This is a genomic window from Streptomyces griseorubiginosus (genome assembly GCF_001514195.1).
In the GTDB taxonomy this organism is placed as follows: Bacteria; Actinomycetota; Actinomycetes; order Streptomycetales; family Streptomycetaceae; genus Streptomyces; species Streptomyces griseorubiginosus.
Window position 1 is genome coordinate 711,311 of sequence record NZ_KQ948736.1, and the last position, 20,652, is coordinate 731,962.

At 71.5% G+C, this 20,652-nt stretch carries 14 protein-coding genes and 1 pseudogene; 4 read left to right on the forward strand and 11 right to left on the reverse strand.

Annotated elements, in window-relative coordinates:
• Nucleotides 1-179: 179 nt before the first annotated feature.
• Nucleotides 180-1,277 (reverse strand): annotated as a pseudogene (locus AQJ54_RS15850) (sensor histidine kinase); the annotation flags it as partial.
• 168 nt (nucleotides 1,278-1,445) lie between these two features.
• Between AQJ54_RS15850 and AQJ54_RS15855 the strand changes: the two are divergent.
• Both AQJ54_RS15855 and AQJ54_RS15860 read left to right on the forward strand, forming a co-directional pair.
• Entirely contained in the window at nucleotides 1,446-2,450 is a 1,005-nt protein-coding gene (locus AQJ54_RS15855) for a carboxymuconolactone decarboxylase family protein (RefSeq protein ID WP_062237948.1), read from the forward strand.
• A 197-nt stretch (nucleotides 2,451-2,647) separates the two neighbouring features.
• On the forward strand, nucleotides 2,648-3,319 hold the full coding sequence (locus tag AQJ54_RS15860) for a hypothetical protein (RefSeq protein ID WP_062021235.1): 672 nt from the start codon (nucleotides 2,648-2,650) through the stop codon (nucleotides 3,317-3,319).
• Nucleotides 3,320-3,355: 36 nt separating this feature from the next.
• On the opposite strand, the gene AQJ54_RS15865 is transcribed toward AQJ54_RS15860, so the two are convergent.
• The 9 genes from AQJ54_RS15865 to AQJ54_RS15905 all read right to left on the reverse strand — a co-directional run bounded on the left by AQJ54_RS15865 (nucleotide 3,356) and on the right by AQJ54_RS15905 (nucleotide 15,057).
• Nucleotides 3,356-4,906: an NCS1 family nucleobase:cation symporter-1 gene (locus tag AQJ54_RS15865; protein ID WP_062021238.1), complete on the reverse strand. Its 1,551-nt coding sequence runs from the start codon at nucleotides 4,904-4,906 to the stop codon at nucleotides 3,356-3,358.
• A 165-nt stretch (nucleotides 4,907-5,071) separates the two neighbouring features.
• Nucleotides 5,072-6,091, reverse strand: a complete 1,020-nt coding sequence (locus AQJ54_RS15870) for a TIGR03842 family LLM class F420-dependent oxidoreductase (RefSeq protein WP_062237949.1) — start codon at nucleotides 6,089-6,091, stop codon at nucleotides 5,072-5,074.
• Between the two features lie 11 nt (nucleotides 6,092-6,102).
• Nucleotides 6,103-7,506, reverse strand: coding sequence for a dihydropyrimidinase (gene hydA, locus AQJ54_RS15875; RefSeq protein WP_062021243.1), 1,404 nt, complete (start codon nucleotides 7,504-7,506; stop codon nucleotides 6,103-6,105).
• Between the two features lie 130 nt (nucleotides 7,507-7,636).
• Complete coding sequence (locus tag AQJ54_RS15880; RefSeq protein ID WP_062021246.1) at nucleotides 7,637-8,479, reverse strand: nitrilase-related carbon-nitrogen hydrolase; 843 nt, start codon at nucleotides 8,477-8,479, stop codon at nucleotides 7,637-7,639.
• Between the two features lie 155 nt (nucleotides 8,480-8,634).
• Nucleotides 8,635-10,206, reverse strand: coding sequence for a PucR family transcriptional regulator (locus AQJ54_RS15885; RefSeq protein ID WP_062021249.1), 1,572 nt, complete (start codon nucleotides 10,204-10,206; stop codon nucleotides 8,635-8,637).
• A gap of 23 nt (nucleotides 10,207-10,229) precedes the next feature.
• Nucleotides 10,230-11,519, reverse strand: coding sequence for an aspartate aminotransferase family protein (locus tag AQJ54_RS15890; protein ID WP_062021252.1), 1,290 nt, complete (start codon nucleotides 11,517-11,519; stop codon nucleotides 10,230-10,232).
• Nucleotides 11,516-12,358, reverse strand: coding sequence for a nitrilase-related carbon-nitrogen hydrolase (locus AQJ54_RS15895; RefSeq protein WP_062237950.1), 843 nt, complete (start codon nucleotides 12,356-12,358; stop codon nucleotides 11,516-11,518). Before AQJ54_RS15895 ends, AQJ54_RS15890 begins: the two co-directional genes overlap by 4 nt.
• Nucleotides 12,359-12,538: 180 nt before the next feature.
• Nucleotides 12,539-14,671, reverse strand: a complete 2,133-nt coding sequence (locus AQJ54_RS46375) for a hypothetical protein (protein WP_062237951.1) — start codon at nucleotides 14,669-14,671, stop codon at nucleotides 12,539-12,541.
• Nucleotides 14,672-14,805: 134 nt separating this feature from the next.
• On the reverse strand, nucleotides 14,806-15,057 hold the full coding sequence (locus AQJ54_RS15905; RefSeq protein ID WP_028808906.1) for a helix-turn-helix domain-containing protein: 252 nt from the start codon (nucleotides 15,055-15,057) through the stop codon (nucleotides 14,806-14,808).
• A gap of 32 nt (nucleotides 15,058-15,089) precedes the next feature.
• Between AQJ54_RS15905 and map the strand changes: the two genes are divergently transcribed.
• Together map and AQJ54_RS15915 are read left to right on the forward strand one after the other, a co-directional pair.
• Entirely contained in the window at nucleotides 15,090-15,857 is a 768-nt protein-coding gene (gene map / locus AQJ54_RS15910; protein ID WP_062237952.1) for a type I methionyl aminopeptidase, read from the forward strand.
• A gap of 392 nt (nucleotides 15,858-16,249) precedes the next feature.
• The gene (locus tag AQJ54_RS15915; RefSeq protein ID WP_062237953.1) at nucleotides 16,250-18,763 is read left to right on the forward strand and encodes an ATP-dependent Clp protease ATP-binding subunit; all 2,514 of its coding nucleotides are present in this window, start codon (nucleotides 16,250-16,252) and stop codon (nucleotides 18,761-18,763) included.
• A 45-nt stretch (nucleotides 18,764-18,808) separates the two neighbouring features.
• Here the strand turns inward: AQJ54_RS15915 and ggt are convergent, their stop codons facing one another.
• A complete protein-coding gene (gene ggt / locus AQJ54_RS15920) occupies nucleotides 18,809-20,605 on the reverse strand; it encodes a gamma-glutamyltransferase (protein WP_211278539.1) in 1,797 nt (598 codons plus the stop codon).
• Nucleotides 20,606-20,652 lie beyond the last annotated feature (47 nt).

A 20,652-nucleotide genomic window follows, 5' to 3' on the forward strand; every position in this document is an offset into this window, starting at 1 on the left:
CGCCCCGGCTCTACAGACACCCGCCGCCCCGCCCCAGAGGGCAGCTTCGACGCCGGCCCGGACGGCAGGTGCGCCCCCTCTCCGGACGGCAGGTGCGCGCCCTCTCCGGACGGCAGGTGCGCCCTCTCCCCGGAGGACAGGTGCGACCCCGCCCCGGACAGCAGTCGCGGCCCCGGCTCCAGCGGCAGACGCGCGCACACCGAGAACCCTCCCTCGTCCCGTGGTCCCGCGCTCAGCGTGCCGCCCAGGGCCGTGACCCGCTCGCGCATGCCGGTGAGACCATGGCCGGGCCGCGGCGGACGGTCCGGGTCCGCGGCCCCGTCGTCGTCCACCCGTACGGTCAAGTGGTCCTTCCCGTAAGCCAGTTCCACCCGCACCTCCGCCGGCCCCGCATGCCGGGCCGCGTTCGTCAGGGACTCCTGCACGATCCGGTAGACGGCCCGGTCGAGCGGAGCCGGCAGGGCGCACTCCTCGCCCGTGACGCTCAGGTCGACGGAGAGTCCCGCCGCCCTCGCCCGCTCCACGAGCAGCCCGGGGGTGCCGGTGGGCTCGTCGGTGCGCAGGACCTCCAGCGTGGCCCGCAGCTCGCGCATGGCCTCGCCGCCCGCCTCCTGGATGGCGAGCAGGGCGGGTGGCACCTCCTCGCCCCGCTTGCGGGCCAGGTGGACGGCGACTCCCGCCTGGAGCTTGACGATGGAGATGCTGTGGGTGAGGGAGTCGTGCAACTCCCTTGCTATGCGCAGGCGTTCCTCGCCGGCTCGGCGCAGCGCGGCCTCCTCGCGGGTCCGCTCGGCCTCCAGGGCACGCTGTTCGGTCTGGCGCAGGTAGGCCTGCCAGTTGCTGCCGGCGAGGCCGGTCACGACCCCGCACAGGAACCAGCCCGCCAGCAGCGCGGTCTTCTCCACGGCCTCGTGGACGGTCGGGCCCGTGGCGGCGTAGGCGGCGAGGAAGAGCCCGCTCGCCCCGGCCGCCCACCCCCGGCGCCCCTGCTGGGAGGCCAGGTGCACGGCGGCGAAGACGGACAGCGCGCCGAGGGGCCCAGGGTGGGCGTGCAGGACGTAGGCCGCTCCGCTCAGCGTGGACACGGCCAGCACCGCCACCGGGACCGCGCGGTGGAACGCGAGCGCGGCCGAACTCACCACGAGGAGGCCTTGGTCGAGGGCGGTCGTGTCCTTGTCGAAGGCCGCCGCGACCAGGGCGAGGGCGCCGACCACGACCGCCAGGGCCAGGTCGGCGAGGCGCTGTGAGACGGTCGAGTCGACCGAGTGCCCGCTCATCCCCCACACGCTAGACCGCTCCGGCGACACCGGCGTCAGCCCTGTGGACAACTCCCGCGCTACTCCCCAGGGAGTACTCCTGCGCCCGGGCCGCCCTCACGGACGCAGCGCCAACTCTCTTCGGCCGTACGACGACCGCCACCGGGGCCGGGGCGCACGCTGCTGTCCATGCCCACACCCTTCCGGTACACCCAGCCCCAGCCGCCGAAGGCCGCGACCGGCCGAGTCGCCGAGGTCTACGCGCAGCTGTCCCGCGACTTCGGCATCGCCGAACCCGTCACCTTCGTGGCCCTCTCCTCCGCGCCGGAGCTCCTCGCCCCCGCGTGGGCGCTGATGCGCGAGTCACTGATCGCGGGTCCCGGCAGCCGCACCGGCAAGGAGCTGGCGGCACTCGGGGTCTCGCTGGCCAACCGCTGCCCGTTCTGCGTGGACGCGCACACCCTGCTGCTGCACGCCACCGGGGACCACGCCCTCGCCGAACGTGTCGTCCGAGGAGAGCGGCCGGAGAACGAGGACCACGCGCGCGTACTGGAGTGGGGCAGGCACACGCGCGTGCCGGGTGGCCGGGGTGCCGGACCGTACCCGTTCCCGCGCGAGGACGCCCCCGGCTATCTGGGCACCGCGTTCGCCTTCCACTTCATCAACCGGATCGTCTCCGCGCTGCTCACCGAGAACCTGCTGCCGGGCAACGCCCAGCGCTTGAGGGCGGTGCGCAGTCTGGCGGGCCGGACGCTCTCCCGGACCGTGCGCCGGCCGGCCCGGCCGGGGGCGTCCCTCGCGCTGCTCGACCTGCCCGATCCGGGCGAGGCCCCCGCGTGGGCGGACGGCACCCCGGTGGGACTCGCGTACGCGGCGCTGCTGCGGGCCGCCATGACGGGTGCCGGGCTCCTCGGCACCGACGACCAGGATCTGGTGGAGGAGGTCCTGCTGGACTGGGACGGCTCGCATCCCCCGCTGGACCTCCGCACTTTCCCGGACCGGCGGGAGCGTCCCGGGGCACGGCTGGTGCTGCTGGCCGCGCTCGCGCCGTACCGGATCACGGACGAGGACGTGGCGGCCTGGCGGCGGCCGGAGCACACCGACCGGTGCCTGGTGCACCTCGTGGCCTACGGGGCGTTCCTGGCCGTGGACCGCATCGAATCGGCCCTCCCCCGCAGCGTCGCCAGGGCCTGAGACGGTCGGCGAATCGGCCCTCGACCACTCCACCGCCCGGACATAAAGGGACACATGACGCATCGACGGCAGGGTGCGGTGACGGCCCCACCACGGAGCGAGTTCACACTTCCACCCCACAGGGAGACGTGTGAAACTGTCGTACCGTCCGCAGTGCGGACCCGTCCGCACCGTCCGTCCCCCACGAAAAGTGCGCCGTGCGAACTCTTTCCCTGCCGCTCGCCCTCACCGCGCGCATCTCGCCCGTCGTCGTGCTCGCCGCGGCGGGCTGGGTGCTGACGTCAGGCCCGGCCGCGACTCCGGCCGCCCAGAAGGAGTCGGCACCGCAGTCCGCCGATCAGCCGTCCTCGGACGGCGGCGCGTCCCCGGCGGCCACGACGAAGCGGTACTCCGCCGCCCCCGCCCCCTGCGGCAGCATCGGCGCGGCGACGATCAAGTCGCTGGTCCCCGGGGCCAAGACGGCCGGCAAGGAGATCCCCTCCACGGACCCCGCCCTGCGCCGCACCTGCTCCTGGAACGCGCTCAAGGGGTACGACTACCGCTGGCTCGACGTCTCCTTCGAGATCACGGACTCGGAGGCGGAGGCAGCGAAGTCGTACAAGGAGAACGTCACCGCGAAGAGCGGCGGCGGAACCGTTCCCGGGGTCGGTGACGCCGGGTACTCGGTGGTGAACCTGACCACCGAGGACAAGCAGCAGACCCGTGAGGGCGTGGTCATGATCCAGGCGTCCAACGCGCTGGTGACCGTGACGTACAACGGCAGCGACTTCGAGTCGAAGAAGGCGCCCGCCACGGACGAGATCAACAAGGGTGCCATCAAGGCCGCCAAGGAAGCGGTGGCGGCACTGCAAAGCGGTCAGAAGGCCTGAGCCGAACCGGCCCGGGCCCCCTGACCGCTTTCGCTGTCAGGCCGCGAGACCCTCCTGCTCCTTGCCCTTCGGCAGCATGAGCGCCACGTACAGCAGCAGTGAGGTGGCCAGGCCCACCGCCCAGCCGTAGTCGGCCAGCGGCTTGAGGAACGGGATCAGACCGTCGACCGGGAACGGCCCGGTCTTCTTGCCGTCCGCCCCCACGGCCGAGTACGAGCCGCCGACCGCGAGCAGGCCGCCGACGACGAAGGCGACTATCGCCCGCCAGTTCCAGCCGTTGGCGTACCAGTACCGCCCGCCGGGCGTGTAGAGGTCCGCGAGGTGCAGGACCGTGCGGCGGACGATCCAGTAGTCGGCGATGAGGATGCCCGCGACCGTGCCGAGCAGACCGCCGACCACACCGAGCCAGGTGAAGATGTAGAACTCGGGCGTCGAGATCAGCTTCCACGGGAAGATCAGGATGCCGACGACACCCGTGATCAGCGCGCCCGTACGGAAGTTGATGAACTTCGGGGCCAGGTTGGACAGGTCGTACGCCGGTGAGACCACGTTCGCCGCGATGTTCACGGAGATCGTGGCGACCAGCACCACGATCAGCGCGAACAGCAGTCCGAACGCGTTGTCCGTCTTGGCCGCGAGCGCGACAGGGTCCCAGATGGCCTCGCCGTAGACCGCCTCGGAGCCGGAGGTGACGAGCACGGCGAGGACCGCGAACAGGGTCATGGTGGTCGGAAGCCCCAGGGCCTGGCCCCAGGTCTGCGCCTTCTGACTGGCACCGAAGCGGGTGAAGTCGGGAATGTTGAGGGACAGGGTGGCCCAGAAGCCGATCATTCCCATGAGCGACGGGAAGAAGACCGGCCAGAAGTCTGAGCCCCAGCCGAGCTTGGAGGGCTGGTCGAGCAGCGCGCCGAATCCGTCGGCCTTGACCGCGATCCAGATCAGCAGCACGAGAGCGCCGGCGATCACGAAGGGCGCGGCCCAGTTCTCGAAGTGCCGCAGGAAGTCCATGCCGCGGTAGATGATCGCGATCTGGAGCGCCCAGAACAGGATGAAGCAGAGCCACAGGGGCCACGGGTTGCCCGCGATCTTGCCCGCGTCCTCCCAGTGGCCGCCGGTCAGCTTGGAGCCCAGCGCGAAGATGCCGCTGCCGCCGATCCAGGTCTGGATGCCGAACCAGCCGCAGGCCACCGCGGCCCGGATCAGCGCCGGGATGTTGGCGCCGCGCAGCCCGAAGGAGGCGCGGGCGAGCACCGGGAAGGGGATGCCGTACTTGGGTCCGGCATGCCCGGTGGCCAGCATCGGGAACAGCACGATGATGTTGGCCAGGGCGATGGTGAACACGGCCTGCTTCCAGTCCATGCCGAGCGCGACCAGGCCGGAGGCCAGGGTCCAGCTGGGGATGCAGTGCGCCATGGAGATCCACAGGGCCGCGAAGTTGTACGTCGTCCACTTGCGTTCGGCGACCGGTACGGGACGCAGGTCCTCGTTGGCGAAGGGGCTGTCGGCGGGGAAGGCCTCGGGGGCGAGCTCGACGCGAGCACCGGTGTTGTGCGGTATCGACGACCCCGTGGGGACTGTTTCGGTCATGGGCAGGCCAATCGGATCAGGACGGGACGGGATAGGCCGTGCGGGGGCCTCGGGCGGGACCGGGACGGGCGGGGAGGCCTTTCCCGGTCCCGCCACCCCTCCCCTGGACGGAGGGGAGGGGGGACAAGGAGTGGGGGGTCGGTCGAGCGGTTCCGGGCGTGGGGGTCAGGCGTTGACTGCGGGGATGATCGTGGAGCCGTAGGCGTCGATGGTCGCTTCCTGGGCGTCGTGCATGTCGTAGACGGCGAACTGGTCGACGCCCAGCTCGCGCAGTGCGTGCAGCTTCTCGATGTGCTTCTCGGGCGGTCCGATGACACAGAACCGGTCGACGATCTCGTCGGGCACGAAGGCGGTGTCGGGGTTGTCGGCACGGCCGTGGTGCGAGTAGTCGTAGCCCTCGCGGGCCTTGATGTAGTCGGTGAGCTCCTGCGGGACCAGGCCGCCGCCGGTGCCGTACTTGGCCACCAGGTCGGCGACGTGGTTGCCGACCATCCCGCCGAACCACCGGCACTGCTCGCGTGCGTGCGCGAGCGCCTCCGGCGAGTCGTCCTCGGTGACATAGGCCGGGGCGGCCACGCAGATCTTGACGTCCGCCGGGTTCCGGCCGGCGGCCGCGGCCGCGTCCTTGACCGCCTTCACCATGTACTCGGTGAGGTAAAGGTCGGCGAGCTGGAGGATGAACCCGTCGGCCTCCTCGCCGGTCATCTTCAGCGCCTTGGGCCCGTACGCCGCCATCCAGACGGGGAGTTCGGCGCCCTCCTTGATCCACGGGAACTTGACGACGGTGCCGCCGAGGTCGGCCTCCTGGCCGGAGCCGAGCGCCCTGATGACCTTCATCGCCTCGCTGATGCGGGCGAGGGTGTTGGGCGTACGGCCCGCGACGCGCATCGCGGAGTCGCCCCGACCGATGCCGCAGACCGTGCGGTTGCCGAACATGTCGTTGAGGGTGGCGAAGGTGGAGGCGGTGACCTCCCAGGTGCGGGTGCCCGGGTTGGTGACCATCGGGCCGACCGTCAACTTCGAGGTGTTGGCGAGGATCTGACTGTAGATCACGAACGGTTCCTGCCAGAGCACGGCGGAGTCGAAGGTCCAGCCGTAGGTGAAGCCGTTGCGTTCGGCCCGCTTCATCAGGCTGATGACCTTCGAGGCGGGCGGGTCCGTCTGGAGAACGAGTCCGAAGTCCATGGGCGCCACTCCTAGTTGAGGTACTGACAGGTGGAGCGGGGGGTGTAGGCGCCGTGCCCGGCGTGCCCGGTGTACTCCCGCTCGGTGATGACGAGTTCGCCGCGCGAGAGAACCGTCTCGACCCGGCCGGTGAGGCGCTTTCCTTCGTACGCCGAGTAGTCGACGTTCATGTGGTGGGTCTCGGCGGAGACGATCTGCTCGGCGTTCGGGTCGTAGATCACGACGTCCGCGTCGGCGCCCGGGGCGATGGTGCCCTTCTTGGGGTACATGCCGAACATCCGGGCCGGGGTGGCGCAGGCGATCTCGATCCAGCGGCGGCGGGTGATGTGTCCGTCGACGACGGCCTGGTGGAGCAGGTCCATGCGGTTCTCGACGCCGGGCAGGCCGTTGGGGATCTTCGAGAAGTCGCCGCGGCCGAGTTCCTTCTGGCCCACGAAGCAGAAGGGGCAGTGGTCGGTGGAGACGACCTGGAGGTCGTTGGTCCTCAGGCCCTGCCACAGCTTGGCCTGATGTTCCTTCGGCCGCAGGGGAGTTGAGCACACGTACTTCGAGCCCTCGAAGTCCGGCTCGGCGAGGTTGTCCGTCGACAGGAACAGGTACTGCGGGCAGGTCTCGCCGAAGACGTTGAGTCCTTCGTCCCGCGCGCGTGCCAGCTCGGCCACTGCCTCCATGGCCGAGACGTGCACGACGTACAGGGGGGCGCCGGCGACCTGCGCGAGCTTGATGGCGCGGTGGGTGGCCTCGGCCTCCAACAGCGCCTTGCGGACCTCGCCGTGATAACGGGGGTCGGTCTCGCCACGGGCCAGCGCCTGCTCGACCAGGACGTCGATCGCGATGCCGTTCTCGGCGTGCATCATGATCAGCCCGCCGTTCTCGGCGGAGCGCTGCATGGCGCGCAGGATCTGGCCGTCGTCGGAGTAGAAGACACCGGGGTAGGCCATGAACTGCTTGAAGGAGGTGACGCCCTCCTCCACCAGCAGGTCCATCTCCTTGAGCGTCTCCTGGTTCACATCGGAGACGATCATGTGGAAGCCGTAGTCGATGGCGCAGTTGCCCTCCGCCTTGGCGTGCCAGGCGTCGAGGCCCTCGCGCAGGGTGTGGCCGACGCTCTGCACGGCGAAGTCGACGATGGTGGTCGTACCGCCCCAGGCGGCGGCCCGGGTGCCGGTCTCGAAGGTGTCGGAGGCGAAGGTGCCGCCGAAGGGCAGCTCCATGTGGGTGTGGGCGTCGACGCCACCCGGGATGACGTACTTTCCGGTGGCGTCGATCGTGCGGTCGGCCGTCCATGCCTCGGCAGCGGACGTACCGGTGGCGGCGAGGGCGGTGATGCGGCCGTCCTCGATCAGGACGTCGGCGTGGATTTCGTCGGATGCGGTGATGACGAGACCGCCGCGGATGATGGTGCGGCCGGGCATGGGGTCACGCTCCGTTCGGTTGTCGAAGATAGTGACGGTCGTCTGTGGCTGGTCGCGCCCACGCGGTGGAGCCGCATATGGACGCTGCCCCGCGCCCCTAAAAACAGGGCGCGGGTGCCGACGTCGGCTGTTACGGCGCCGTCAGCGGCTCGTACGCGTCCGGGCGGCGGTCGCGGTAGAACTGCCAGCGGTCGCGGACCTCGCGGAGCTTGGCCATGTCCAGGTCGCGGACGACCAGTTCGGTCTCCTTGTCGCTCGCCACCTCGCCCACGAACTGGGCCTCCGGGTCGACGAAGTACGTCGTCCCGTAGAAGTCGTTGTCGCCCAGTTCCTCCACGCCCACCCGGTTGATCGCCCCGACGAAGTACTCGTTGGCGACCGCCGCGGCCGGCTGCTCCAGCTGCCACAGGTAGGCGGACAGTCCGCGCGAGGTGGCCGACGGGTTGAAGACGATCTCGGCGCCCGCGAGCCCCAACGCCCGCCAGCCCTCCGGGAAGTGGCGGTCGTAGCAGATGTACACGCCGATCTTCCCGACCTTGGTGTCGAAGATCGGCCACCCGAGGTTGCCGGGGCGGAAGTAGAACTTCTCCCAGAATCCGGGAACTTGAGGGATGTGGTGCTTGCGGTACTTGCCGAGGTACGAGCCGTCCGCGTCGATCACGGCGGCGGTGTTGTAGAGGACGCCGGGCTGCTCCTCCTCGTACATCGGCAGGATCAGGACGATGCCCAGCTCCTTCGCCAGCGCCTGGAACCGCTTGACGATCGGCCCGTCGGGGATCTGCTCGGCGTACTCGTAGAACGCCTTGTCCTGGACCTGGCAGAAGTAGGGCCCGTAGAACAGCTCCTGGAAGCACAGGACCTGAGCACCCTGCGCGGCCGCGTCCCGGGCCGCCTGCTCGTGTACCTGGATCATCGACTCCTTGTCGCCCGTCCACGCGGTCTGGAAGAGGGCGGCACGAATCACTCTGCTCATCGGGACCTCCGGTCGCTCGGTGTGCGAGAAGACTAGGAAGTCCGAAAACCGGCTTTGAGTTGCACGGTGTCACGTCTGCGGGCACCCGGCGTGCCACCGTGTCACCCTTTCGCGAGCCCATGTTTCACCGCCGTTTTCCCAGGTCATGGCATGTTTCAGCTCTGTTGCGCGTCGTGCGCGAGGAGCGCGATGTGCACCGAGGCCGCCTGCTCGAAATCGTCGAGGTCGACGCCGAGCCGGCCCTGTATCGCCTCCAGCCGGCGATAGAGCGCGGGCCGCGAGACATGGTGGAGCTGGGCCGTGCGGGACTTGTTGCGGCCGGTGGCGAGATAGGTGCGCAGCACCGCGAGCAGATCGTCCGCGGAACCCGAGCCCGAGTCGCACAGCAGCCCGTCCAGCTCGCGCTCCGCGAAGGACTGCACATGCGGATCGTCCCGCAACAGCCTGATCAGGCCGCGCAGATGGACGTCCTTGAGGCGTACGACGGCCGGGAGGTCGAGCGCCCCGGACGCGACGGCGTCGGCGACATGCCGGGCCTCGCGCATCCCGGCGGGCACGTCGTCCCAGGCGGTACGGGGGTCGGCCGCCGCCACGACGGTCCCGGCCAGCCGGGCCGCGAAGTTCGCCGTGAGGACGGTGGCGTCCTGGTCCCGGGCCAGGCTCAGCAGCACGGCGGTGGCGCCGTCGGCCAGTTCGGCGACGATTCCGGGCAGCCCCAACAGCCTTAGGACACGGTCGAGTTCGGCGGGGTCGCCGTCCCGCACGACGAGCGGCACGAAGGTGCGCCGGTTGACCGGCAGTCCGGCCGCCCGCGCCCGCGGCAGCAGCTGCCGGGCCGGTACGACCCCGCTGACCAGGTCGGTGAGCAGGCTCTGCGCGGACTGCTCCTCCCAGGTGTGGGCGGAGGTGCCGCCGAGCATGCGGTGCAGGACGAGGGACTCGGCGGCGCGGTCGGCGAGGAGGCGGCCGGTGGCGGTGTCGCCGCGGTAGCCGCACAGCATGATCTGGCCCCAGCGCTCCCCCCGCCCGCCGAGTTCGGCGCGGATCCAGCCGTCGCCCTCGCTGCCGCCGGCCTGGCGGGCGATGCGCTCCCAGTCGCGCAGCACGTCGTCCACCGCGGACCGCTCCCCCGCGGTGGCCAGGACACGGTGGGCGAGGTTGGTGACGACGACGGGACAGCCGCTGTGGTGGGCGATCTCGTCCAGCAGGTGCTGGAGCGGGGCGCCCGCGGTGATGAGTCCGGTGAGGGCGGTCCGCACGGCCTCGGACATGCTGACGGCGGCGAACTTGCGCCGCACCAGCCGGGCCTGAACCTCCTCCGTCAACTCGGCGAAGGGGAACGGCCGGTGAAGGACGACCATCGGCAGTCCGCACCGCTCAGCGGCCCGGCGCATCGCGTCCGGCGGCGCCGGGAAGGCACGGCCGAGTCCGAGGACCACGGCCGCGGCCTCCGCGCGGTGCAGGGACTGGATGTACTCGGCCTGCTTGTCGTCGTCCCCGGCCAGCAGCACCCCGGTGGTGAGGACCATCTCGCCGCCGCTGAGCATCACCCCGACGTCGGCGGCCTCGGCGACATGGACCCAGCGCACGGCCCGGTCGAGCTGGCCGGCACCGGCCACCACCTCGGGCTCCCCGGCGAGGACCCGCTCCAGCATGAGGACCTGCCGGACCGACAGGGTCGGCTCCATGGACTCCAGCGGCTCCAGGGGCTCCAAGGTGGTGCTCATGACGGTGTTCCCTCGCTGTGGGCCTACTGGATGGTGCTCCTCAGAGCGTGTTCGAGGATCGCGGCGCCCTCCTCGGCCTCCGCGACGGTCAGGGACAGCGGCGGGGCGATCCTGAGAGCACTGGTGTTGTGCCCGCCGCCCTTGCCGAGCAGCAGCCCTTCGGCGCGGGCCGCTTCCAGCACGGCGGCCGCGGCCTGCGGATCGGCCTCGTCGGTGCCGGGCTTCACCAGTTCGACGCCCAGCATCAGCCCGCGCCCGCGCACCTCCCGTACGCCCGGGACCTGCGCGGCGACGGACCGCAGCCGCTCGATCAGCAGCCCGCCGACCCGCCGGGCGTTGCCCTGGAGGTCGTGTTCCAGGAGGTACGACAGGTTGGCGAGCCCGGCCGCCATCGTGATCTGAGTGCCGCCGAAGGTCGAGATGCTGTTGGAGTCCAGGCAGTTCATGATCTCGGCGCGGGCCACGACCCCGCCGATGGACATGCCGTTGCCGATGCCCTTGGCGAAGGTGAGGATGTCCGGCGGACCGGACCGCGCGTGTGCCTGCCAGCCCCAGAAGTGGTCGCCGGTGCGGCCCCAGCCGGTCTGCACCTCGTCGGCGATCCACAGGATGCCCCGCTCGTTCAGCACCTCGCGGAAGGCTGCGTAGAGGCCGTCGGGCGGGGAGGTGAAGCCGCCGACGCCCTGGATCGGCTCGGCGATCAGGGCCGCGGGCGGGCGGGTGTGGCCGAGGAGGTCCTTCAGGTCGTCGACGCAGGCCGCGATGAAGTCGTCGTCACTGAGCGCGGCGTACGGGCCGCGGGTGCGCACCCCGCCGTGGACGTACAGCGTCTGGAGCGGGGACAGCGAGGTGGGCGACCAGCCGCGGTTGCCGGTGATGCCGACCGCGCTGAAGGAGCGGCCGTGGTAGCTGTTGCGCATCGCCAGGATCGTGTTGCTGCGGCGGTAGGTCGTGGCGAGCAGCAGCGCGGTGTCGTTGGCCTCGGTGCCGGAGGTGGTGAAGAAGACCCGGGCGTCCGGGATGCCGGACAACTGGGCGATGCGCTCGGCGAGTTCGACCATCGGCCGGTTCAGGTACAGGGTGGAGGAGTGGATGATCCGCCCCGCCTGTTCGCTGACCGCCTTGGTGATCTCGGGCAGCGCGTGCGCGGTCATCGTGGTGAGGATGCCGCCGAAGAAGTCGAGGTACTTGTTGCCCTCGGAGTCCCAGACGTGCCGCCCCTCGCCGTGGGTGATCTCCAGCGGCTCCTCGTAGTAGAGGGCGAGCCAGTCGGGCAGCACGGCGCGGTGGCGTCCCAGCAGGTCCTTGGTCACGGCTGCACCAGCCCTTCGTAGGCGTCGGGGCGGCGGTCCCGGTAGAAGGCCCACTGCTGCCGCACTTCCTCGATGAGGTCGAAGTCCAGGTCGCGGACGAGAAGTTCCTCCTCCTTGTCGCTCGCCGTGTCACCGACGAACTGGCCGCGCGGGTCGACGAAGTAGGAGGTGCCGTAGAAGTCGTTGTCGCCGTACTCCTCGACGCCGACCCGGTTGATGGCGGCGACGAAGTACTCGTTGGCGACGGCGGCCGCGGGCTGCTCCAGGCGCCACAGGTAGGAGGACAGGCCCCGGTGGGTGGCGGACGGGTTGTAGACGAGCTGGGCGCCGTTGAGGCCCAACTGCCGCCAGCCCTCAGGGAAGTGGCGGTCGTAGCAGATGTAGACGCCGACCTTGCCCACCGCCGTGTCGAAGACCGGCCAGCCGAGGTTGCCGGGCTTGAAGTAGTACTTCTCCCAGAAGCCCTTGACCTGCGGGATGTGGTGCTTGCGGTACTTGCCGAGGACGCTGCCGTCGGCGTCGATGACGACCGCGGTGTTGTAGTAGAACCCGGACTGCTCGACCTCGAACACCGGCACCACGATCACCATGCCGGTCTCGCGGGCGAGTTCCTGCATCCGCGTGGTGGTGGGGCCGTCCGGCACCGGCTCGGCCCAGCGGTAGTGCTCGGGTTCCTGGACCTGGCAGAAGTAGGGGGCGTTGAAGACTTCCTGGAACCCGATGATCTTCGCGCCCTGTCGGGCCGCCTCGCGGGCGTGCTCCTCGTGTTTCGCCACCATGGAATCGGTGTCGCCGGTCCAGGTGGCCTGGACCAGAGCGGCACGTACGACGTTGGCCATGAGCTGCTCCTTCGGCGGGACGTCAGAGCCTCTACGCCCGTAGATCAGACCGTAGAGGGACGAACGTAAGCCTCCTGGAGAGGCTTGCCAAGACCATTGTCGTTAACCCGGCAAGTCGATCACGTTTCACACTCCAGTGGACGAGCGACGTGCCCGGTCGGCGGGGTCGTGGGGGACCTGTCAGGCGGAGAACCCGGCGACGCGCAGGGCGTGCACCAGGTCCCAGTGCCGCTCCTGCGAGACGGCCCTCGCGGCCGCGAGAAGGAGCGGGACTAGGGTCCGCGGGTCGGGTTCGGCGCTGCGGGCGGCCTCCTCGGGCGTGCGGACGCGGACGTACGCGTCGAGGAGCGCGGAGGCCTCGCGGCGCCGCCCCTCGCCGAGCAGGGCGAGCACGGCCGCGCCGATCTCCCCGGCGGGCCGCGCGACCCCCTGGCGGAGCATCTGCTCGCCGTCCGCGCCCCGCCCGGCCGCGACCAGCGCGTCCGCGGCGGCCACCAGCTGCTCGGCGGGCAGTGAGGCGGCCTCCCAGAGCAGGGTCGCCCAGTCGGCGCCGAGCCCGGCGCGCTGGAGCTCCGCCGCGAGCAGCGGGAAACGGGCGGCGGGCCAGTGGGCGACCTCGACGAGCAGGGCGTGCGCCTCGCCGGTACGGCCCTCGGCGCGCAGCCTCACCAGCGTCGCTACGGTGTCGGCGGTCTCCCTCGGCGCCGCCGCGTCCTCGGCGCCGCCCGACGCCTTCTGCGCCCGCGTCCGCCCCGGCTGCCGTACGTCCGTCGTGTCGGCCGCCCCGGCGAACCTCGCCCCACGCGGAGTACGGCCCCGCTTGGCGGGCTCGGCGGGAAGATCCGGTACGGCGGTCGGCGGTACGACCACGGGGCCGACCTCGGCGTCCGCCTCCCCGGCGAAACGGGCACCACCGCGGCGACGCTTGCGCTGCTTGGCGGTGGGGGGTGCCTCCGGCGGGGTCTCGGGCTGGGCGTCGGTAAGGGGCGTCCGGTCGGGGGCGGCGGTTCCGGTCGAAGTCTGCTGCGGGGCGTACGCCCGGTCTGGGGCGGCGGTTCCGGTCGAGGTCTGCTGCGGGGCGTACGCCCGGTCGAACGCGTCGGGGCTGTTCGGGTAGGGGGTGCCGTTTCCGGGGCGGAGGGTTTCGCCGGGTGCGGTTGGCTGCGGGCCGTATCCGGGGTGGGGTCCTTCGGCGGGCCCGGGGCCGGTGGCTGAAGGGGCGGCCGGTCCGGTGGCCGGGCGCTGCCCCGCGTAGGGGGTGTCAGCCGCCGCGACCGCGGTGCCGCGCTGCTGGGGCATGGCCGGGAAGCCGGTAGCGGGGGCTCCGGGACGGCCGGCCCCGGCGCTGGGGGTGCGAGCCGAGTGCCCGCCCGACCAATCGTCGCCCTGCCCCCGCCCATCCGTCGGGGAGCCCTCGCTCATCGGAGCGTCGCCCCAACCGCGGTCCCCACTCTCGCCGTGCCCGCTCCCGCCTTCCTCTTCGCCCTGATACCCGTGCCCGTGTGCCCCGGAGCCCCCGCTCTCCCGGCCATCGCCCCAGGCCCCGTCGCCCGGTCCACCGTGCCCGCTGCTCCCCGGCCCCTCGCCTCCGCGCCCGCTTGTCGCCTCGCCCTCATGCGCGTGCGGCCCGGAGCCGCCGCTCTGCCGGCCGTCGGCCCAGATCCGCTCGCCGTGCCCGGTACCGCTCAGTCCTGCGCCCGGCTCGCCCTCCCCGAACGCTGCCGTGTCCCCGGTCCGGCCCCGGCGGAAGAATCCGGCGCCCTCCAGCCGGCCCCGGCGGGCCGCGTCGGCGCGGTCACCCATGGTTCGGCGGTCCAACTCCGCCATGCGGGACTGGAGTTCGGCGCAGCGCCGGACCGCGCGTTCGTGGTCGTCGCGGGCCCAGGCGAGGTCGAGTCGGAGGGCATCGGCCTCCTCCTGGGTGGCGGCGGCCGCGAGCAGGCGGCCCAGTTCGGCCTGCCGTTCCGCCGCGTAGCGCTGTTCGCGGAGCATGACGTCGAAGCGGTCACCTAGGGCGTCCCGGCCGCCGGGACGGGCGTCGTGGGCGCTCTGCGCGGCCGCGTGCAGAGGACGGGCCCGCTCGGCCTCGGCGCGGGCCGCGTCGAGGCCGTACGCCCCGGCCAGGTCCTGGAGGAGCGCCTCCACCACGTCCCAGGGCGGCACCTCGCGGCCGTCGAGGCACGCTTGCATACCGTCCGGATCGCGCTGCCAGAACACCGCGCACCAGCCGCCGCCCTGGTCCAGACGGGCCAGCACACCGCTCAGGTAGGCCACGAACTCCCGCACCTGTCCCGGGAGTTGATCCACTGCCATCGCTCAACTCCCGTTAGACCGGAGCACTCCAGTGCGTAAGAGAACACCAGCAGTGTTACGAACGGGCTACAGGGAGTTTTCAAAGGCGCAGCAGGAGTCTCCCGGGACAACACCGGCCACAGAGAGAACTCCCGTCACACGCCCGCGGCCTCGCACATTCCGGCCAACTCGTCCATGGACAGCCCGAGGGCCCGGGCGAGCGCGGCGACCGTGAAGAACGCCGGGGTCGGCGCCCGCCCGGTCTCGATCTTCCTGAGGGTCTCCGCGGAGATCCCGGCACTCGCCGCGACCTCGGTCATGCTGCGGCCGCCACGCGCTTCGCGCAGCAACCGGCCGAGCCGCTCGCCGCGTTCGCGTTCTTCGGGGGTGAGAGGGGTGCGCACCATGCCCCCATTCTAATACCGGTATAGTAATTGGCATGGTGGAACTGAAGACGGACACATCGATGGATGCCATGTACGAGGCGGGACAGGTCGTCGGGCGCGCCCTGACAGCCGTGGAGAAGGCCGCTGACGTGGGCGTATCCCTGCTGGAGTTGGACGAGGTGGCGCGCGGGGTGCTGCGCGGGGCCGGAGCGTCCTCGCCGTTCCTCGGCTACCGGCCCACCTTTGCCACCACCCCCTTCCCCGCCGTCATCTGCGCCTCCGTGAACGACGCGATCGTGCACGGCATCCCGAACGACTACCGGCTGCGCGACGGCGACCTCGTCTCGATCGACTGCGGTGCCCAACTCGGCGGCTGGGCGGGGGACTCGGCGATCAGCTTCACGGTGGGCGCGCCGCGGCCGGAGGACGTACGCATGATCGAGACCGCCGAGCGCGCCCTCGCCGCCGGGATCAGTGCCGCGGTCGTGGGCAACCGCATCGGGGACATCGCGCACGCGATCGGCTCGGTGTGCCGGGCCGGCGGCTACGGCATCATGGACGACTTCGGCGGGCACGGCATCGGCCGCCGTATGCACGAGGACCCGCCGGTCCCCAACGAGGGGCGCCCGGGGCGCGGTCTCGCCCTGCGGCACGGCATGGTCCTCGCGCTCGAGCCGATGCTCATCGCGGGCGGCACGGACGCGTACCGCGAGGAACCGGACGGCTGGACCCTGAAGACGGCCGACGGCTCACGGGCGGCGCACGTCGAGCACACGGTGGCGATCACCGACGCGGGCCCCCGCGTCCTGACAACACGCTGAACCCGGCCTCGCAGGACCGCTCCGCGGGCAGGGCGATCAGCCGACAGGGCAAGGCCGGTCCGCGGGTTGGGCCGGTCCGAGCAGGCCACATCGCAAGCAGGGCAGAGCCGGTCCGCGGGATGGACCGGGCCGCGGGCAGGCCATATCCGCAAGCACGGCAGAGCCGAGCCGCGGGCTGCGCACGGCCGGTGCCACCGCCCGCGGACCGACCCTGCCCGGCGCTCATGGCTGAAAGTGCCCCGCTCCCCCATCCGTGCGAAGGTGTAACCGGCTGACACCCGGGTTACCCGGCCCCGGCACGTCGATCAGCGAGGGCGTCCCCGGCCCTCCACCGGTCCGCGCACGGACTCGGCCCGGGGGGACACCCGCGGGGATGCCGGATGGGAACGCCCATGACCAGCGGCTTCAGCGGACCGGAGGGCTACGACGCCTTCGGAGAGTTCCTCGCCCGTTTCTTCGGCGGCCCCCGCCCGGGCCCCCGGCAGATCAACATCGGCCAGCTGCTGAGCCGGCCGGCCCGGGAGCTGGTGCGGGACGCCGCCCAGTACGCCACCGAGCACGGCAGCCGGGACCTGGACACCCAGCATCTGCTGCGGGCGGCACTCGCCGCCGAACCGACCCGGACCCTGCTCAGCCGGGCGGGCGCCGACCCCGACACCCTCGCCTCGGAGATCGACGAGCGCTCCGGACCCGTCCAGCACCAGCCGGAGGAGGCCCCGCCGCCGACCTCGCTGGCCCTGACCCCCGCCGCCAAGCGGGCCCTGCTGGACGCGCACGAACTGGCCCGGGCCCGGGGCGCCGGCCACATCGGCCCGGAGCACGTGCTGAGCGCCCTGGCCGCGAACCCCGACTCGGCCGCCGGGCACATCCTCAACTCGGCCCGCTTCGCCCCCGCCGGCCTGCCTCCCGAGGCGGCCCCGGACGGCGGGCAGCCCCGCGCGGAGGCCCAGCGCACCACGAGCACGCCCACCCTCGACAAGTACGGCCGCGACCTCACCGACCTGGCCCGGCAGGGTCGTATCGACCCGGTGATCGGCCGGGACGACGAGATCGAGCAGACCATCGAGGTGCTGTCGCGGCGCGGCAAGAACAACCCGGTGCTCATCGGTGACGCGGGGGTCGGCAAGACCGCGGTCGTGGAGGGCCTGGCCCAGCGGATCGTCGACGGGGACGTGCCCGACGTCCTGACCGGGCGGCGGGTCTTCGCCCTCGACCTGACCGGGGTCGTCGCGGGCACCCGCTACCGGGGCGACTTCGAGGAGCGCCTGACGAACATCGTGGGCGAGATCCGCGACAACTCCGACCGGCTGATCGTCTTCATCGACGAACTGCACACGGTCGTGGGCGCGGGCGGAGGCGGCGAGGGCGGTTCCATGGACGCCGCCAACATCCTCAAACCGGCCCTGGCCCGCGGCGAGCTGCACATCGTGGGCGCGACGACGCTGGAGGAGTTCCGCAGGATCGAGAAGGACGCGGCCCTCGCCCGCCGCTTCCAGCCGATCCTGATCCCGGAACCCACCACGGCGGACGCCATCGAGATCCTGCGCGGGCTCAGCGACCGCTACGAGGCCCACCACCAGGTCCGCTACACCGACGAGGCGCTGGTGGCCGCCGTGGAGCTCTCCGACCGCTATCTGACCGACCGCCGGCTGCCGGACAAGGCGATCGACCTCATCGACCAGGCAGGGGCACGGGTACGGCTGCGAGCGCGCACCAAGGGGACGGACGTACGGGCCCTGGAGCGCGAGGTCGAGCAGCTGAGCCACGACAAGGACCGGGCGGTCGCCGACGAGCAGTATGAGCAGGCCACGCAACTGCGGGACCGCATCGCCGAGTTGAAGCAGCGGATCGCCGAGGCAACCGGGGGCGACGAGGCCGACGAGGGCCAGCACCTGGAGGTCACCGCCGAGGCCGTCGCCGAGGTGGTGTCCCGGCTGACCGGCATCCCGGTCAGCAGCCTCACCCAGGAGGAGAAGGACCGCCTGCTCGGCCTGGAGCAGCACCTGCACGAGCGGGTGGTCGGCCAGGACGAGGCCGTACGGGTCGTCTCGGACGCCGTGCTGCGCTCCCGGGCGGGCCTCGCGAGCCCGGACCGCCCGATCGGCAGCTTCCTCTTCCTCGGCCCGACCGGCGTCGGCAAGACCGAACTGGCCCGCGCCCTGGCCGAGTCGCTGTTCGGCAGCGAGGAGCGCATGGTCCGCCTCGACATGAGCGAGTACCAGGAGCGCCACACGGTCAGCCGCCTGGTCGGCGCCCCGCCCGGTTACGTCGGCCACGAGGAGGCGGGCCAGCTGACGGAGGCCGTCCGCCGGCACCCGTACTCCCTGCTTCTGCTGGACGAGGTGGAGAAGGCGCACCCGGACGTCTTCAACATCCTTCTCCAGGTCCTCGACGACGGCCGCCTCACCGACTCCCAGGGCCGCACGGTCGACTTCACCAACACGGTGATCGTGATGACCAGCAACCTGGGCTCGGAGGCGATCACCCGCAGGGGCGCGGGCATCGGCTTCGGTTCCCAGTCCGGCGAGGAGGCCCGCCGGGAACAGATCCTGCGCCCCCTGCGCGACCACTTCCGCCCGGAGTTCCTGAACCGCATCGACGAGGTGGTCGTCTTCCGGCAGCTCACCGGCGAGCAACTGCGCGAGATCACCCAGCTGTTGCTCCAGAGCACCCGGCGCCTGCTGCGGGCCCAGGGCGTGGAGGTCACCTTCACGGACAGCGCGGTGGACTGGCTCGCGGAGCACGGCTACCAACCGGAGTACGGCGCACGCCCGTTGCGCCGCACGATCCAGCGGGAGGTGGACAACCAGCTGTCCCGCCTGCTCCTGGACGGCACGATCAAGGACGGCGGAAGGGTCACGGTGGACACAGCGGCCGGCAGCCTGACGTTCAGTGAAACCACCTAGGGGCGCGGGGAACTGCGCGACAAGCCCCCACGCGCCCGCAGATGACTACGAAGCGGGCTGGACCACCTGCGCGGACCCCCCACCCCTCCGAACAGTCTCCGCAGCCGCCAGCCACTTCCCCCCAGGCAACCGCTGCACCCCAGTAGCCGCCCCGATCTCCGGATTCAGCTTGAACGAGTGCCCAATGGCCTCCAGTTGAGACCGCACCCCACTGCTGTACAACGCCGGCTCCAGCTCCGTCTGCGCAGCGTTCCGCTGACTCGCCCGGGGCGCCGCGATCGCGTCCACCAACGGCAGCCCGCGGTCCACGAACTCGGTCAACACCTGGAGCACGGTGGTGATGATGGTCGCCCCACCGGGCGAACCCAGCGCCACCACCGGCTTGTTGTGCCGGTCGAGCACGATCGTCGGCGAGATCGAGGACCGCGGCCGCTTGCCGGGCCCGGGCAGGTTCGGGTCGTGCACCGCCGGGTTCGCGGGCACGAAGGAGAAGTCCGTCAGCTCGTTGTTGAGGATGAACCCCCGCCCCGGCACGGTGATCGCGCTGCCGCCGGTCTGCTCGATGGTCAGCGTGTAGGAGACGACGTTGCCCCACTTGTCGGCGACCGTCAGATGCGTGGTGTTCTCGCCCTCGTACGTCGTCGGGGCCGCCGTCCCCCGGTCGGCGCAGGCCGCGGGATGCCGCGGGTCGCCGGGCGCCAGCGGACTGGTGAGCACCGCGTCGTCCTTGATGAGGCAGGCCCGCGAGTCGGCGAACTTCTGCGACAGCAGTTCCTTCGTCGGTACGTCCTCGAAGGCGGGGTCGCCGACCCAGCGACCGCGGTCCGCGAACGCGATCCGGCTGGCCTCGATGAAGTGGTGCAGGTACTGGACCTCACTGGCCTTCGAAAGGTCGGTGTGTTCCAGGATGTTGAGGGCCTCACCGACCGTGGTGCCGCCGGAGGAGGAGGGGGCGATGGAGTAGACGCCGAGCCCCCGGTAGGAGGTCCTGGTCGGCTTCTGGAGCTTGGCCCGGTAGGCGGCGAGGTCCTTCTCGGTGAGGTCTCCCGGGCGGGCGTTCCAGCCGGAGGCCGGGTCCACCGGAGGGTGGTTCACGGTGTCGACGATGTCGTCGCCGAGGTCGCCGTGGTAGATCGCGCCGACACCCTTGCGCGCCAACTCGGCGTAGGTGCGGGCGAGATCGGGGTTCTTGAAGGTCGATCCGACGACCGGGAGCTGCCCGCCGGGCAGGAACAGCTTCGCGGTGTCGGGGAAGTACCGGAACCGTGTCTCGTTGGAGGCGGTCTGCGAGCGGAAGGTGTCGTCCACGACGAACCCGTCCCGCGCGATCCGCTCGGCCGGCTTGAGGACCGTTCCGAGGGATCTGCTGCCCCACTTGCCGAGCGCGGTGGCCCAGGTGGCCGGTGTGCCCGGTGTGCCGACGCTCAGTCCGCTGCTGACGGCGTCGGCGAAGGCGAGCGGCTTGCCGTTCTCCACGAAGAGGTCGGAGCCGGCGCTCAGCGGTGCCGTCTCGCGGCCGTCGATGGTGTGGACCGTACGGGACTTGGCGTCGTAGTAGACGAAGTAGCCGCCCCCGCCGATACCGGAGGAGTACGGCTCGGTGACGCCGAGCGCGGCGGCGGTGGCGACGGCCGCGTCGACCGCGTTGCCGCCCTTCCTGAGGACTTCGATACCGGCGGCGGAGGCGTCCGCGTCGACACTGGAGACGGCACCCCCGTAGCCGACGGCGACGGGTGTTTTCTGCGGTGCCGAGGTGGCCTGCGGCGGCGCTGCCGCCCCCACCGACACCACGGCGGCCGAGACCGCCAGGACCGACAGTTTCCGCGCGACAGGGCGACGCATCCTTACCTCCAGTCCAGGACCGTCCGCGCAGCGTAACCACATCCCAG